Consider the following 14793-nt stretch of genomic DNA (forward strand, 5'->3'; position numbering starts at 1 on the left):
AATGCAGGCGCGTTAAGTCCGTAATATTTCGGTTTACCTGTTCAGTCGGTAAAACTGGTAGTTCTCTTCATTATCCGCAGGCCTTTCTCCCTGCCAGACCAATGTTCCGTCGACATACTCTTCAGGATGCTTTTTATCATGCTGCACCAGCAGCCAGTGACAACGATAAGCACCTCTGTGCTTCCCTTCTCGTAAGGTTATCAGCCCGTCATAATATTCCAGTAAAGCTCGCTGCGGCTCGCCAAGGTGCTTGCTTGCCACACACTCGTCCTTCGGTAACCAGGTCCGCAACGGGATAAACACATCAGAATAGCGCTTAGTATAATCCAGGTACGGCATGCCCAATGTCATGGCTAAAACCCAGCACAGCGTGATGCAGCTGGTAAAAACAGCTAAGGGACATTGCCGACAGGTGCGGTTAAGCAACACCAGCCCACTGAGCATCAGCGTTGCCAGTAATGCCACGATAAGCATCACCGGAGAGAGCTGCGGCGTGAAGCCAGGTGCGCCGTGCAAGACCCATTTGTTCCACAACGGTGCAGGCCAGCCAGTCATCAGGATGATCCCTGCCCCCCACATGACCACAGGGAGCAGGCAGAATAGTCCAAGTGCCCAGGGCCGTAACTTTTCTGTCCAGGTGCTTTTCTGCTGGCAGGCTCCAACGGCCAGTATGACCAGCGGCAGAAGCAGCGGCATGGCGTAAAGCTCACGCGCATCGGAAGCGACTGACAACGTAACGAAACCGGCAGAAAAAAACGTTACCGGCACCTTCGCAGGGGCACTAATGCCGGTTTTCCATGTGCGCCAGAGCCACCATGAAGCCATCGGCAATGCAGGAAAGGCGTACCAGGGAAGCAGTTTGAAGTAAAAAAAGTGTTTCGCTTTGGGGCCAAGTTTAGCGGTGCCATCGAAACGGCCAACGTTATTCACCAGCAGCCAGGTTGAAAACAGTTTTTCTGAACGCATCCAGAGCGCATATAACCACGGCGCAACCAGCGGGCAGAAGACCAGCACCGCGATGGCACAAAATATGGCATAGCGTCTGCTACGACATTCTGCATTCAGCAAAGGTAGCGCCAGCGCTGTCAGCCCAAGAATGCCGGGGCCGAGAAGCCCTTTAGACAGGAACATGATGGCTGCGCCAACGCCCAGTATCGTTCCACCCAACATGTGGCGGCGAATTCCCAAAACGAAACCGTAAATGCCAATTGCACCGCCTGCCAGCAAAGCAGTGTCCGTAATCATCTGATGAGCCCGGACAGGAAAACCGACACAGGCAAACAGAATAAGCACCGCCCAGCGGCCCGCTCCCCTGCCAAAGAGCTCCCGGGACGTCAGCGCGATGGCGTAACAGGTGATTAAGATAAACAGGCCCGTTGTCAGACGTGCTGCATCCGGTTCGCCCAGTAGTGGACTAAACAGCCGGAGGAAGAACGAGGCCACAATGAAATAGAGCGGCGGCTTTTCCATAAAGGGTTCGCCCGCCAGCGTAGGTACTACCCAGTCACCGGTTTGGGCAATATGACGGATTAGCCCAAAGGTATAAGCCTCATCCGGCTTCCACGGCTCATGACCCACAAGCCCCGGTAGTAGCCAGCAGGTGAAGACAACCATGCACAACAGGAGTGAGATTTGCTGAGATGCAGGTAAAAAAGGCCGGGTCGGGTATATGTAAGTCGCACTTTTACTGGCAAATGTTTGAGGTAAAAAGCTTTCCGGGCCTGCAGCCCGTGTAACAGGAAAGCCCCTCTGGCAATGTCTTGTATTCACGCTTTACTAGCCTGCCCTACCGGTTTTTACGTTAATGGACTGATTTAAACTTCACCCTGTCCATGCTGATTCAGTCATAATGTTCGTGCGTAAGCTGTACAGATGAGACCTTCACCCAGTTCGTCTCAGACATATGCCTCATTGTTCATGCAATGTTTCTCTCAATTTCACTTAAAACTGGATGAACTCATTACAAAAAGGGAGGCGTATGCGCTTACTGGTAATGAATAAGGTAAAGAAAGCGGAATAAACGAGGAATAAACATACTGTGCTTTAAGCTGAGATTTCAGACAAAAGCCATTAGGGGCTGTTTGTTTAAAGAATATTTAATGTTCAGTGAAAATAACGCATAAATAATGTTTCTGCCAAACGGTTTCGTTCATAAAAACATCATAAGCCAGAGGGACCTTTCGCACTGGCTCAGCCTCAATAAGGCCGTTATCAGAAACAACATTCACTTTTTACGCGCTTGCAAAAGCATTAATAAAGCTAAATAAACCATCCTTTTCCATGGTTAGCACTTATCAATTTGATGTATAATAACCCGATAAAAAATCATCAACCAAAAGGACTTAACTTTATGAATGCAAAACAGTATGGCGTCCCATTGCTCGTATCATCTCTTATTCTGGGCGGTGCCATTTTCTGTGCAGCGATGGTTAACAAAGGACTCATCCTTCAAGAAAAAAACGTCATTAAGACTACGTCAGGGAGTGTGAACCTCGGTGAAATTTATAGTGAAAAACGTGGGATGGATATTACCTTAGCGGCTGCATCGGATAACGCACCAAAAGAAATAAACCTGACTAATTTAGATCCAAACAATTTCTCAGGCGATATTCATAATGCGTTAACAAAAATAGCAAATCGGGCTAACGAGCAACAAGGTTTATCCGGTGATAAAGCAATAAAAGTGGATAAACTATCCTCTAACTTACCTTTTAAGCTGCACGTAACAACTTATATTCAGTACATATCTGAACACATACCTAATTACAAACTGGTTATTGAGGAAAAAGATTTCATTATCGAGAAAGAAGTATTTGAACATCGTATTAATACTGAAGCAGAGAAGATGGTAAAAGAAAGCGCTCCAGTATTTTCTGCAAACAGTTTTATCAAAGATTAAAGTTTATCTTTTCCCGGTTCTCAGGAAAATTATTGAATAAAAGCTGGTCTTTCCACAGACCAGCTTTTACTATTTTTTATTGTAGACAACGCGCATGAGGAAAACACTGGTTTTATTTCTGTGCATTTAAAAAAGCAGGTTCTGGTATTTTTTCCACCTAAGAAATATTACACACATCCTCAATATTTTTGTCATACAGCAATGCTGAGTTGATGCATACCGTACCACTGACTTCCCCCCATATTGGATAAGAACCCAACAGGCGTCCCTGGGCCAACATTGACCAGTTAAAAGATTTATGTTCTGATTTTTAAGGGAAAAGTAGACTTTAAGGGATGTAAAAAGAAGAGAAAGTGGCCCCTACAGAATTCAAACCTTATGGCTAGTCTTCTGTTCTCTATGTAATTTTTTTCATTTCAATTTGTGATCTGCTCACAGATATCCCCCTTTAACAAAGTGACTACTCCCATGACTGCGGTTCATCTCTGAGTGTTTAATGGCTCTTAGCTTAGAAAATGTTAAGAAAATTCTTAACCTACGTAACAAACAGGAAATGTATGATACATAGTCATTTAACTGAAAGGGATTTATCTTGAATGAATGAAAGGAATCAATAAAAATTAAACATGGTTGGTTCTCCATAGGGCTAAGCATTTTGTTTACAAGCCATTTTCCACAAATTTCGAAGCTACTATAGCATTGACAGGAGAAAACAATGTTTAAATATAAAAGGACTGGTGCATTTTTAGTTTTTTTATTAGCAGCATATTGCATATGGATAGCTGTAAGACCAACCAAAATAGTCAGAGTTGATAATGGTGCGGTTTTTGTAGAACACTTACCAATGACTACTGGAGGAAAACTAAATTGGTGGTTAAAAAACAAAGAGTTACTTCAGAAGAAATATCATATTATCAATACCCCAGATAACTTCACAGTTGTCGTCATGAATTTCGGTGGTTATGAAAAATTACCCAAAGGAACCAGAGATGGCTCAATTGATGATTATACCTGCTTTGATGGTACTAATAGCAAGCACAAGAAATGTGTGTATAACAGCATAGCAATTGTTGTAAGAGGAAGCCTTGATAGTAAAAGCTATATAAATATAAACAAAAAAACATATATTCTTACACCAGATGGTGAACTGAGCCTTAAAAAAAAGTAAAAGTTTGATAAGGAGCAGTATCTTTCTTGGCATACTGCTATACCTGTTTAAGTTTAAGATACAGTAAAAGCTGATTCAGCACTTACCTCATGGAATTGGAAGTTAGTTTATTTTAATAATAATATATAATGAAAGCTGGAGGAATGCATGGCAACCAGAAAAATTACAATTCCCCTCTTAGCCCTGATAATACTAGCGTTCATTTATTTGATGTTTTTAATTCCCTATCGATTATTACCATTCACGGCTCCGACCATAACATAACATAACATTGTCAGCTAAAACTCTCCCTTTCACTATAATTTGAAAAAAGTGATGAGATAAAGATAATAATAAAATCATATCACCGTATCAAAATAAAATGTTTTCGTATGGGATTTTGATGGTAAGCCCCCCAGAAATCAGGTTTATTTCCAGAGCATAATATCGTTTTCTTACTGTTCTTTTATGATATAAAAGATCAAGAATACGGTATAGAAAAGTCTAACTGGATTATGGACATCATCAACGAAAGAATGAATATATTTATTATCGGTTCGGGAATGAATCTTACCATCGGATACTTTCAGGTGAACAGATTAAAGATGAGAAGTTTGAGCATCAATTAAATGACAGAATATAGTATATCTGAAAAATCTTTCAGTTTATGATATCAGTCATATGCTGGTTTATTATTAATTATAATATATAAGGTTTATATATGAGTACTTAACCTGTAATTTTACTGCTATTATTTCCTTTCTGCCATAAAAATGTTGTTGAGGCCTTGCTAATCACCGCCATCACCCTATGCGGATGTTGATATTTATTAAAAAAAAGGTCAAAATTTCACCTCTCGATTGGGTTGTGACAAGGAGTTTATGATGTGGGATGCTCATCGTGCCGCCGTCTACGCTCGTCAGCATGCAGTAAGCAGAAGTCTCGGAAAATGTGCTCACTATGTTACCAGTGCTGTGCAACATGGGGGAGCCAATCTGGCCAGAACACCTTATGCAAAAGACATGGGCAGGAATTTAGTCTTGGCTGGCTTTCATCAAGTTCATGGAACGCCCATTGAAGGAGATGTTGCCATTATTCAACCCATACATGGTCATCCATATGGTCATGCCTGCATTTATGATGGTCATCAATGGATAAGTGATTTTGTTCAGCGCACTATGTATCCTGGGCCCAGTTACCGAACTGAGCACCCAAGTTTTGTTATCTACAGGCACAATTGAAAATGAAAAAAATACTTTTAGCATTGATGCTGTTTACTCCTTTATCATTTGCCGATTCTGCTGTTAAAGGTGCGGAAACAGCCGCGCTGAATTTCAACAAATGGTATGTTGGTCAGCTCATGCAGGATAAATCTCCTCTGACTGATTACTCAGCCCTTTCAAAGTATGTGACAAGTGACACGATTAGTGCTTTGAAGAAGCTATACAGCGGGGATAGCAATGATGTAGATGTTCCTGATGCAGACATGTTTATCAAGGCTCAGGACTATGAAAACGACTGGAATCAGGTGAGCGTTATTTCTTCTGATTTCGATCCTGTCTGCACAAATGTCTATATTAGCTTTGGTGCTAAAAAAGAACATGTTGTTGCTGATTGCATGAAGAATAAAGCAGGAACCTGGAAAATCAGTTCTGTTACATTGATAAAATAGCCGATAAAATAAGTTCAGAAGAAGATAATATTTTTTCATTCTTCTGAACTTTATTAATTTTTTCATTAACGCTCTTTCCTAATATTTTATAATTTTTCATAGTTTATCTTTTGTGGTCTGCAAAATTTATCTCTGTATATCAGTGCGGTATATCTGGTTAAAACGTTCAATAAATGCGTTCTTAGTCGGTTTGACTGGTTCGGAAAATTCCAGCCTCTGCGCGCATTTCTGCACACTCAGCCATAGTCAGCGAAATCAGAGAGTCCGGCCTCGCCATGGACATCTTAAATACTGTGATGTTCTTACGGTCAGTAAAACGGTCTTTGGAGCTGCATGCAATCAGCGGTTGCAAAGACCTCATGTACATCGGATTTAGTTATGACGACAAACCGATCAGTGAAAACACTATCAACAAAGCCCTTAGAATCATGGGATACAATACCCAAACTGAAGTTTTTGGGCATGGTGTCAGAACTATGGCTTGCAGTGTATTGATTGAATCCGGGCTTTGGTCAAGAGACGCTGTAGAGAGACAAATGAGCCATCAAGAGCGTAATAGCGTTAGGGCAGTTTACATTCATAAAGCGCAGCATTTAGAGGAACGGAAACTTATGCTTCAATGGTGGGCTGACTATCTTGAAGCCTGTAGGCTGAGAACGTTGACGCCTTATACCTTCTCTAAAAAGCCATGAATTAATTTCTAAAACCATTTGTTAATCGCCACAATTTTAACAGACACCTCAGAGTCATTTAAGATGGCTTAAAGAGAGGTGCCCATGAGCGGTAAGTGTTATCGTGAAGAGTTTAAAATTGAAGCAGTCAAACAGGTTGTTGATCGTGGTTATTCTGTTTCCAGCGTTGCAACACGTCTCGATATCACCACCCATAGCCTTTACGCTTGGATAAAGAAATACGATCCGGATTCTTCCACTAATAAAGAACAGTCAGATGCTCAGGCCGAGATCCGCCGTCTCCAGAAAGAGCTGAAGCGGGTTACCGACGAACGGGACATATTAAAAAAAGCCGCGGCGAATTTCGCAAAGCTGTATTACTATCCACAGTCTGTAAACATGGATAATGAAGCATAGGCAAGACCATTAATCAATAGAGTAATTAAATTTTCAGGCTGAGATCTGCAAATCTCCATAAAGCATTGGATTCATGCTACTTAGTATATCCCCCGTTTAGCTTATAGGTTTTATGGTTGTCGTAAATCTATCCCCTTTGATGAGTTCACCAGAAGGTTTCCGATAGTAAGATTCGCCATTAAGACGATAATAAATGTAGCCATCCTTTGTTTTGGATATGTCCATGAGCCAGTTTGACTTATCAATACAGTTTGCTCCTTTTTCCATATCGTCAAAGCATAGCAAGTAATCATTATCATGGTCTGGAAACAATCCAGAATTCTTAGGAGCAAGCGTTTGATAACCGCCATCAAAATTCCAAAGTGAAACATTATAAGTTTCAGGGTAAGATATGAACTTATCTCTATTATTATCCCACCACTTAATTTTATCACTATCAGTGTAAGGCATGTTTTTCACTAACAATTCTTTGTAAGAGCCAGAACCGTGAATGGCAAGGACTTTAGGAGGGTTGAAAAAAAACAAATAAAAGAATGCAAGCATGGTTAGCGCAAAAATAAAGACTGTAATTTTTTTTGGTATTCACTCGTTTCTCCAACCACTAATCTCAAAGCGGCTTTCATGTTGGTAAGTTTTACTCTTATTTGACAAACCTGTGTGCTTTCCAGGCCAGATTCATTGGTATGAAGAAGTAAACGATTATTGCACCGATGATAAGGACGATAGCATAAGAAATCAGGCTTTCTTTATGCCCTTTCGCTATACCATAAATGAAAACTGATAAAATAATGAGCATGGAAATTATACCAGCCCAAAAGCGCTTGCTCAGCTCCTGAATCAGTGACTGAAGTGTATCTGATTTGTTCTCATCTCGGATAAGAATTTCATTAAGCTTGCGGATATCCTTCGCTGAAAATCCACTCTGAAGGAGCTTTTGTTCGAAATCGCTCATTTCATCATCCTGAAACGCCATTAGATAAAAGAAATATATCATACATTAAAGCTGAGATGCCATATGATCCATTTGCAGAACACTCGCCCTAAGTTAAGTGTAAAGATCATATGGCATAGATATTGTATCGCCATATTGAATCAAAAGTATACCCTAAACCCTTTTCTTCATTTTGAAACCATCTGATTTGGGCTCTGGTGAAGACGTAAAGCTCTGTTTTTGAGTAGCAAATATTCTTTCTACTTCATACTCATTCCAGATAATGTATTCGATAATAAACTTGTAGAAATACAGCTCTCGTTCGAGACTGACGATTGAAGGTATTGTATAGAAGTTTGGACTGAGCAAAGCCGAACTCAAAACTGCAATTATATTGCCTGGCCCCTTCAGATAGGGATTCTGATAATCTTGTTGATGCTTCAAAAAGTATCCTACACAGAACAGACAGGCATTTTTTACGATTTTTTCTTTATTCCAGTCTGATTCGTCGTATCTAAGAATGAAGCGATTTAGGAGTATCGGAAATTTCTGCTGACTAGCGATACCTGTTTTAAAAAAACTAATAAGACTTTTATTCGGGATTATGCTCAGCCCTGCCAAAAATCACTGCATAGGTAAAAATCTGGCGACATGCCTGACGGGTTTTCTTTAGCTTGTCGAGAACTCCCCGTTTCTCCATCTTGCGAAAAACATCAAGCATCTCTTTTGCATTAATGTCTGCAACAGGTCTTTTACCAATGTGAGGAAAAATACCCTTCTTCAGATATTCCAGAATATCTGTGGCATAACCTATAGACCATGATGGCTTCTTGTTCTCATGCCACTCAAGAGCGATAAGCTCAAAGCTGTTGTTCACAGCCAGAATTTTTGCGGTGACCCTGGACCGAAATGGACCAGTTAAAAGATTTATATTCTGATTTTTAAGGGAAAAGTAGACTTAAAGGGATGTAAACAGAAGAGAAAGTGGCGCGCCCTACAGGATTCGAACCTGTGACCTACGGCTTAGAAGGCCGGTGCTCTATCCAACTGAGCTAAGGGCGCGGAGAGGTTGCGTCGAATTATACGGTTGAACGCTGTAACGTCAACGTTTTTGCCGCGGTGGCGCGGTAAGTGCCCAGGTAATAACCAATTTCCACTAATGGCGGTCGCGCCAGGCACTGAGCGACACCAGATTACTCACCTCGGTAGTTTCCCCTTCCAGCTCAATGCCCTGCTGCGTGACGCGCGCGTTATACTGCTCACGCAGCGCGTTCAGCTCCTGGCTGTCGGGTTCGAGCTGACGCAGAAAACCCAATGCCAGTAACAGTTGCTGACGAGTGAGCGTGGCAGAAAAACCTGCGCCGGTTAACACGCTGTGCCAACGCCGGATATTTTCGTCGCTGCCATCCACAATCAGTACCTGCCAGATCAAAAGTACCGCCGCGCCATTATTTAAATGTGCTTCGTTATCGCCGGCGATGTAGTCGGTAAACTCTTTCGCCGCCTCTTTACCCATCTGCGACAGCATTGATTCAATATGTACCGGCGGCAGTTGCAGCCGCTTGCTGAGCGCCTGCGCAGCATGGCGAGAACCCGCAGTCAGCAACTGAAATCCTACAACAAACACCACAGCCAGGGTGGCAATCATTAACCAAATCATCACGTCATCCAGTAAATTCCCTGTCTGGCATCATAAGCGTTAACCCGCACTTTCGTCACGGCTAAATATCGTCAACCACCCTGCAACAAGAATCTCTACCTGACAGCCGGACGCGCTTCTGACAAAATAGGTGCCATCCCCGACTTAAACTCAACACAGTGGATTTACGCTCTGATGGCAGCAAAAATTATTGACGGTAAAACGATTGCGCAGCAGGTACGGCTTGAGGTTGCAGAAAAAGTAAAGCAACGCCTGGCCGCCGGAAAACGTGCACCGGGTCTGGCAGTCGTTCTGGTGGGTGAGAACCCTGCATCGCAGCTCTACGTCGGCAGCAAACGCCGCGCCTGTGAAGAAGTGGGCTTTATCTCCCGCTCTTACGATCTGCCCGCCACCACCCGCGAAGCCGAGTTGCTGCAGCTGATCGATAAACTCAACAACGATACAGAAATTGACGGCATTCTGGTGCAACTGCCGCTCCCGGCAGGCATTGATAACGTCAAAGTGCTGGAGCGCATCACGCCCGATAAAGATGTAGACGGCTTCCATCCCTATAATGTAGGTCGCCTGTGTCAGCGCGCCCCCAAGCTGCGCCCGTGCACGCCGCGCGGCATCGTTACGCTGCTGGAACGCTACAACATTGATGCGTACGGCCTGAACGCCGTGGTCGTCGGTGCGTCGAACATCGTGGGTCGTCCAATGAGCATGGAACTGCTGTTAGCGGGCTGCACCACAACCGTGACGCATCGCTTTACCCGCGATCTGCGCCATCACGTTGAGCATGCCGATCTGCTGATCGTGGCAGTGGGTAAGCCCAACTTTATTCCGGGCGACTGGATCAAACCGGGTGCGATCGTTATCGATGTCGGTATTAACCGTCTCGAAAACGGTAAAGTCGTCGGTGATGTGGATTTTGACGCCGCCGCTGAGCGCGCTTCTTATATTACTCCCGTCCCTGGCGGCGTGGGGCCGATGACGGTAGCAACCTTAATCGAAAATACCTTACAGGCATGTGAAGAGTTTCACGATGGAGAGCAGGCATAATGGCGACTTTTTCTTTGGGTAAGTTCCCACACGTTGATCTCTGCGATCTGCTGAAACTCGAAGGCTGGGTGGAAAGCGGTGCACAGGCCAAAGTGGTGATTGGTGAAGGTGAAGTCCTGGTCGATGGGGAAGTCGAAACCCGTAAGCGCTGCAAAATTCATCAGGGGCAAACAGTTGAGTTTGCCGGGCAGCGCATCACCGTCGTTGCCTGATCGTCAGGTGCCCCGCTCGGGGCGCCTTAAAGCTGTACTTCTCCCACTATCCGTGTTTCCCCATTCATCTGCTCCAGCTCAATGTGATTCACCTCTGCATGCTGCGCAATCAGCGTGGCCAGCCTGGGTGAATGGCTGGTGATCCACAACTGACTAAACTGACTGGCTTCGGCAATCAGTGCCGCCAGGGCCGGTAGCAGATCCTCATGCAGGCTGTTCTCGGGTTCGTTGAGCGCCATAAAGGCTGGCGGGCGCGGGCTGAGCAGCGCGACCACAAGGCACAGGAAACGCAGCGTCCCGTCAGAGAACTCGGCGCTTTCCAGCGGACGCAAAATGCCCTGTCGCCGCATCAGCATCTGGAAACGACCGTTCTGGACATCCACCTGAAATTCGGTATCAGGGAAGGCTTTAGCTATCACCTTATAAAGCAACTCGTGATGACCCCGTTCGACAATGGTTGCCCATGCCGCCGCGAGGTTAGCGCCATCGTGCGCCAGAATGGGGGCGCGCACGCCAATTTGCGGCGCACGAATCGGCGAACCGGGCCAGACGGCAAACTCATGATAGAAGCGCCACTGGCGCAGACGTTCACGCATCTGAGAAAGTTCGGGATAACGGTGTGGCTCACCAAGTTGACCAAACAGGGACTCTTCGGGATGCAGTACCGCCGGATAGCTTACGCGCTCCCCCTCTACATTGTGTAAAAAGGCGGTCTGATTCGTGCGCTGCATAATGCAGGAAGAAGGACGTCGCTGCTGGCCACTAAGCCAGATGTGTTCTTCTTTGACCAGCGGATCGAGGTTGAACAGGCTGGTCGATAACGGTTCAGGAAAACCCACTTCAAGCTGGTAGTCCATATCCTCCATTACGACATCCAGGATGAGGCGTTTAGCATCATGACGACGATCGCCCCGGCGTAATCCCCCTGCCCACATGACTTTTTGAATACCGCCCTCTTCTGCCAGCGCTAACGCCAGGCGACCATTGGCGGCCTCGTGCAGCAGACGCACCGCCTTATACAGGTTGGATTTGCCACAGCCGTTCGGTCCACTTACCACGTTCAGTTGCTGAAGCGGCAGAATCAGATCACGTACCGAACGAAAACCACGAAGGTGAATCTGTTTTATCGTCATAGACAAAAAAGGGCGATGGCTCGCCCTCTCCTGTGTTGCCTGTTATTTGCGTCGCCAGCTGGAGCCCTGGGGACCATCTTCGACAATCACGCCAAGCGCGTTCAGCTTGTCGCGGGCCACATCGGCCTGCGCCCAGTCTTTAGCCGCGCGCGCATCAGCACGGGCTTTCACCCAGTGTTCGATTTCCGCCACTTCATCATCATTGCCCTGTGCGCTGCTTTGCAGAAACACTTCTGGCTCCTGTTGCAGAATACCCAGCACGTTGGCGATTTCACGGAGCTTAGCGGCCAACGCATTGGCTGCCGTCATGTCTTCGCTTTTCAGACGGTTCACTTCACGCGCCATGTCGAACAGCACGGAATAGGCTTCCGGGGTGTTAAAATCATCGTCCATCGCCTCGCGGAAACGGGCCTCGAAGGCTTCGCCGCCGTGGGCAACCACGTTACGATCGGTATGACGTAGCGCGGTATAAAGACGTTCCAGCGCCGCGCGTGCCTGGTTCAGGTTGTCTTCGCCATAGTTGAGCTGGCTACGATAGTGACCAGACATCAGGAAGTAGCGCACCGTTTCGGCATCGTAATGCTGCAGCACGTCGCGCACGGTAAAGAAGTTATTCAGCGACTTCGACATCTTTTCACGGTCAATCATCACCATGCCGGAGTGCATCCAGTAATTCACATACGGGCCATCGTGGGCGCAGGTGGACTGGGCGATTTCGTTTTCGTGATGCGGGAACATCAGGTCAGAGCCGCCGCCGTGAATGTCGAAATGCGCACCAAGCTGTTTGCAGTTCATGGCGGAACACTCAATGTGCCAGCCCGGACGACCCTGGCCCCAGGGCGAAGGCCATGAGGGTTCGTCCGCTTTAGACATTTTCCACAGGACGAAATCCATGGGATTACGCTTCACATCCGCCACTTCGACGCGGGCACCGGCCTGAAGCTGGTCCAGATCCTGACGCGACAGCGCACCGTAGTCCACGTCACTCAGCACATCGAACATCACGTCGCCGTTATCCGCAACATAGGCATGACCCCGGGCAATCAGCTTTTCCACCAGTTCGACGATTTCAGGAATATGGCGCGTGGCGCGCGGTTCTAAATCCGGCGGTAAGATGCCCAGTGCATCAAAATCGCTGTGCATTTCGGCGATCATACGATTGGTCAGGGTTTCGATGCTCTCGCCGTTCTCGTTGGCGCGCTTGATAATTTTGTCATCGATGTCGGTAATATTGCGCACATAATTCACGTCATAACCGACGTAACGCAGATAGCGCGATACCACATCAAAAGCCACAAACGTGCGCCCGTGCCCAATGTGACAGAGGTCATACACCGTGATGCCGCAGACATACATGCCGATTTTGCCAGCATGAATAGGGGTAAATTCCTCTTTTTGTCGACTCAGGGTGTTATAAATCTTCAGCATTGGGGTTTCCGTAGTAAGCGTGCGTAACGCACCGTTTTAAGTATCCTGATATTGTGCCGTATTTTTATCTGTCACGCGATGCAAAGCAAGCCAACTGCGCAGCCTGGCTGACGTATTATCGGAAATTATGATATAAGAACGTTCGAGAAAAAGGCGTGTGCACCCTAACAGCGCACCCTATGCTACTGACGACAACCTTTACAGGACGAAAAAAATGGTAACTTTCCAGACTAACCATGGCGATATCGTGATCAAGACCTTCGATGACAAAGCGCCCGCAACCGTAAAGAACTTCCTGGATTACTGCCGTGAAGGTTTCTACGACAACACCATTTTCCACCGTGTGATTAACGGCTTTATGATTCAGGGCGGCGGTTTTGAGCCTGGCATGAAGCAGAAAGCCACCAAAGAAGAGATCCGTAACGAAGCCAGCAACGGCCTGAAAAACACCAAAGGTACGCTGGCGATGGCGCGTACCTCTGCACCGCACTCTGCGACCGCACAGTTTTTCATTAACGTGGCTGACAACGACTTCCTGAACTTCCGTGACGAAAGCCTGCAGGGCTGGGGTTACTGTGTGTTTGCAGAAGTGGTTGAAGGTATGGATGTGGTTGAGAAAATCAAAGCCGTTTCAACCGGCCGCAGCGGTATGCACCAGGACGTACCGAAAGATGACGTGATCATTCAGAAAGTGACCGTCAGCGAGTAATGCCGCGCACGCTGTTTATCGCAGATCTTCATCTGTGTCAGGAAGAACCGGCGATCACCGCCGGTTTTCTGCATTTTTTACAGCGCGAAGCTCCCCACTGCGACGCGCTCTATATTCTCGGCGATCTGTTTGAAGCCTGGATCGGCGATGACGATCCTAATCCGCTGCATCAACAGGTCGCTGAAGCCCTGCGTGCCGTGCCCGTTCCACTGTATTTTATCCACGGCAACCGCGACTTCTTGATCGGCCAACGCTTTGCCCGCGCCAGTAGCATGACGCTCTTGCCTGAAGAGCGCGTGCTGACGCTTTACGGCCATCGACTGCTGATTATGCACGGCGATACGCTGTGCACCGACGATGCTGGTTACCTGCAGTTCCGTGCCAAAGTGCACAATCCCTGGATTCAACGCCTGTTCCTGGCGCTGCCGCTGTTTATTCGCAAACGCATTGCAGAACGCATGCGCGCCAACAGTAAACAGGCCAATCAGCATAAGTCGCTGAAGATTATGGACGTGAATCAGCAGGCCGTCGTGGAGGCCATGTTGCGTCAGCAGGTGCCGTTGCTGATTCATGGTCATACGCACCGCCCGGCGATCCACGATCTGTCGCTAAATGGCGAACGCGCGCAGCGTGCCGTACTGGGTGCCTGGCACAGCCGTGGATCAATGATTCAACTGGATGCCAGCGGGATTCAATTAATCGATTTCGATTTTTAGTCCCCAGGGTCAGAACGCGCGGTTTTAGCCCGGCTTAGTCACCACAATGTGCGTCCGTCAACGTCCAGGTGATCTGCCATTACAGATCATCCTGTTTGGCACCGATGAGTTTAGGATTACGGCCTCGTTTTTTAACGCGTTCAATCAGCGCTGCATC

Annotated in this window: 15 protein-coding genes, 1 tRNA gene and 3 pseudogenes; 10 read left to right on the forward strand and 9 right to left on the reverse strand. The window is 46.5% G+C overall.

Annotated elements, in window-relative coordinates:
- Positions 1–33: 33 nt before the first annotated feature.
- Positions 34–1614, reverse strand: a complete 1581-nt coding sequence (locus tag QNH99_RS16255; protein WP_410516926.1) for an ArnT family glycosyltransferase — start codon at positions 1612–1614, stop codon at positions 34–36.
- A 736-nt stretch (positions 1615–2350) separates the two neighbouring features.
- Here QNH99_RS16255 and QNH99_RS16260 point away from each other — a divergent pair.
- The 4 genes from QNH99_RS16260 to QNH99_RS16275 all read left to right on the forward strand — a co-directional run bounded on the left by QNH99_RS16260 (position 2351) and on the right by QNH99_RS16275 (position 5718).
- Positions 2351–2899: a hypothetical protein gene (locus QNH99_RS16260; RefSeq protein ID WP_410516927.1), complete on the forward strand. Its 549-nt coding sequence runs from the start codon at positions 2351–2353 to the stop codon at positions 2897–2899.
- 715 nt (positions 2900–3614) lie between these two features.
- Entirely contained in the window at positions 3615–4067 is a 453-nt protein-coding gene (locus QNH99_RS16265; RefSeq protein WP_283355010.1) for a DUF943 family protein, read from the forward strand.
- Between the two features lie 863 nt (positions 4068–4930).
- A complete protein-coding gene (locus tag QNH99_RS16270; RefSeq protein ID WP_283356276.1) occupies positions 4931–5287 on the forward strand; it encodes a CHAP domain-containing protein in 357 nt (118 codons plus the stop codon).
- Between the two features lie 2 nt (positions 5288–5289).
- Positions 5290–5718, forward strand: a complete 429-nt coding sequence (locus QNH99_RS16275) for a DUF3828 domain-containing protein (protein ID WP_283355009.1) — start codon at positions 5290–5292, stop codon at positions 5716–5718.
- Between the two features lie 126 nt (positions 5719–5844).
- On the opposite strand, the gene QNH99_RS16280 is transcribed toward QNH99_RS16275, so the two are convergent.
- The gene (locus tag QNH99_RS16280; RefSeq protein ID WP_410515608.1) at positions 5845–5952 is read right to left on the reverse strand and encodes an integrase core domain-containing protein; all 108 of its coding nucleotides are present in this window, start codon (positions 5950–5952) and stop codon (positions 5845–5847) included.
- A 92-nt stretch (positions 5953–6044) separates the two neighbouring features.
- Here QNH99_RS16280 and QNH99_RS16285 point away from each other — a divergent pair.
- Positions 6045–6410: pseudogene (locus QNH99_RS16285) on the forward strand (tyrosine-type recombinase/integrase); the annotation flags it as partial.
- Between the two features lie 84 nt (positions 6411–6494).
- A pseudogene (locus QNH99_RS16290) lies at positions 6495–6743 on the forward strand (transposase); the annotation flags it as partial.
- A 159-nt stretch (positions 6744–6902) separates the two neighbouring features.
- Here QNH99_RS16290 and QNH99_RS16295 read toward each other — a convergent pair.
- The 5 genes and pseudogenes from QNH99_RS16295 to QNH99_RS16315 all read right to left on the reverse strand — a co-directional run bounded on the left by QNH99_RS16295 (position 6903) and on the right by QNH99_RS16315 (position 9397).
- Positions 6903–7388, reverse strand: coding sequence for a DUF943 family protein (locus tag QNH99_RS16295; RefSeq protein ID WP_410516451.1), 486 nt, complete (start codon positions 7386–7388; stop codon positions 6903–6905).
- A gap of 58 nt (positions 7389–7446) precedes the next feature.
- On the reverse strand, positions 7447–7758 hold the full coding sequence (locus tag QNH99_RS16300; RefSeq protein ID WP_283355008.1) for a hypothetical protein: 312 nt from the start codon (positions 7756–7758) through the stop codon (positions 7447–7449).
- A gap of 577 nt (positions 7759–8335) precedes the next feature.
- Positions 8336–8629 (reverse strand): annotated as a pseudogene (locus QNH99_RS16305) (tyrosine-type recombinase/integrase); the annotation flags it as partial.
- A gap of 93 nt (positions 8630–8722) precedes the next feature.
- Positions 8723–8799: transfer RNA gene (locus tag QNH99_RS16310), tRNA-Arg, on the reverse strand.
- 94 nt (positions 8800–8893) lie between these two features.
- A complete protein-coding gene (locus QNH99_RS16315; RefSeq protein WP_218995610.1) occupies positions 8894–9397 on the reverse strand; it encodes a DUF1198 family protein in 504 nt (167 codons plus the stop codon).
- 174 nt (positions 9398–9571) lie between these two features.
- Between QNH99_RS16315 and folD the strand changes: the two genes are divergently transcribed.
- Both folD and ybcJ read left to right on the forward strand, forming a co-directional pair.
- Complete coding sequence (gene folD / locus QNH99_RS16320) at positions 9572–10438, forward strand: bifunctional methylenetetrahydrofolate dehydrogenase/methenyltetrahydrofolate cyclohydrolase FolD (protein ID WP_283354941.1); 867 nt, start codon at positions 9572–9574, stop codon at positions 10436–10438.
- Complete coding sequence (gene ybcJ / locus QNH99_RS16325) at positions 10438–10650, forward strand: ribosome-associated protein YbcJ (protein WP_063878701.1); 213 nt, start codon at positions 10438–10440, stop codon at positions 10648–10650. Before folD ends, ybcJ begins: the two co-directional genes overlap by 1 nt.
- 26 nt (positions 10651–10676) lie before the next feature.
- On the opposite strand, the gene QNH99_RS16330 is transcribed toward ybcJ, so the two are convergent.
- Positions 10677–11783, reverse strand: a complete 1107-nt coding sequence (locus QNH99_RS16330) for an AAA family ATPase (protein ID WP_410517678.1) — start codon at positions 11781–11783, stop codon at positions 10677–10679.
- Between the two features lie 42 nt (positions 11784–11825).
- Positions 11826–13211 carry a cysteine--tRNA ligase gene (gene cysS, locus QNH99_RS16335; protein ID WP_096011971.1) on the reverse strand — a complete coding sequence of 462 codons (1386 nt, stop codon included), beginning with the start codon at positions 13209–13211 and terminating at the stop codon, positions 11826–11828.
- Positions 13212–13425: 214 nt separating this feature from the next.
- Here cysS and ppiB point away from each other — a divergent pair, with 214 nt between their 5' ends.
- Complete coding sequence (ppiB, locus tag QNH99_RS16340) at positions 13426–13920, forward strand: peptidylprolyl isomerase B (RefSeq protein ID WP_063878698.1); 495 nt, start codon at positions 13426–13428, stop codon at positions 13918–13920.
- Entirely contained in the window at positions 13920–14636 is a 717-nt protein-coding gene (gene lpxH, locus QNH99_RS16345; protein WP_410516928.1) for a UDP-2,3-diacylglucosamine diphosphatase, read from the forward strand. The genes ppiB and lpxH overlap by 1 nt, the downstream gene beginning before the upstream one ends.
- Positions 14637–14793: the final 157 nt, after the last annotated feature.

Origin of the sequence: Pantoea allii (genome assembly GCF_046529425.1) — a bacterium.
In the GTDB taxonomy this organism is placed as follows: Bacteria; Pseudomonadota; Gammaproteobacteria; order Enterobacterales; family Enterobacteriaceae; genus Pantoea; species Pantoea allii.

What these genes read in the sequence shown, in the direction of transcription:
- QNH99_RS16275 (WP_283355009.1), top strand. Translation starts at nt 5,290, where the DNA reads ATGAAAAAAATACTTTTAGCATTGATGCTGTTTACTCCTTTATCATTT.
- folD (WP_283354941.1), top strand. Translation starts at nt 9,572, where the DNA reads ATGGCAGCAAAAATTATTGACGGTAAAACGATTGCGCAGCAGGTACGG.
- lpxH (WP_410516928.1), top strand. Translation starts at nt 13,920, where the DNA reads ATGCCGCGCACGCTGTTTATCGCAGATCTTCATCTGTGTCAGGAAGAA.
- QNH99_RS16300 (WP_283355008.1), bottom strand. Translation starts at nt 7,758, where the DNA reads ATGAGCGATTTCGAACAAAAGCTCCTTCAGAGTGGATTTTCAGCGAAG.
- QNH99_RS16330 (WP_410517678.1), bottom strand. Translation starts at nt 11,783, where the DNA reads ATGACGATAAAACAGATTCACCTTCGTGGTTTTCGTTCGGTACGTGAT.
- QNH99_RS16315 (WP_218995610.1), bottom strand. Translation starts at nt 9,397, where the DNA reads ATGATTTGGTTAATGATTGCCACCCTGGCTGTGGTGTTTGTTGTAGGA.
- QNH99_RS16270 (WP_283356276.1), top strand. Translation starts at nt 4,931, where the DNA reads ATGTGGGATGCTCATCGTGCCGCCGTCTACGCTCGTCAGCATGCAGTA.
- QNH99_RS16265 (WP_283355010.1), top strand. Translation starts at nt 3,615, where the DNA reads ATGTTTAAATATAAAAGGACTGGTGCATTTTTAGTTTTTTTATTAGCA.
- ppiB (WP_063878698.1), top strand. Translation starts at nt 13,426, where the DNA reads ATGGTAACTTTCCAGACTAACCATGGCGATATCGTGATCAAGACCTTC.
- ybcJ (WP_063878701.1), top strand. Translation starts at nt 10,438, where the DNA reads ATGGCGACTTTTTCTTTGGGTAAGTTCCCACACGTTGATCTCTGCGAT.
- cysS (WP_096011971.1), bottom strand. Translation starts at nt 13,211, where the DNA reads ATGCTGAAGATTTATAACACCCTGAGTCGACAAAAAGAGGAATTTACC.
- QNH99_RS16255 (WP_410516926.1), bottom strand. Translation starts at nt 1,614, where the DNA reads ATGGTTGTCTTCACCTGCTGGCTACTACCGGGGCTTGTGGGTCATGAG.
- QNH99_RS16260 (WP_410516927.1), top strand. Translation starts at nt 2,351, where the DNA reads ATGAATGCAAAACAGTATGGCGTCCCATTGCTCGTATCATCTCTTATT.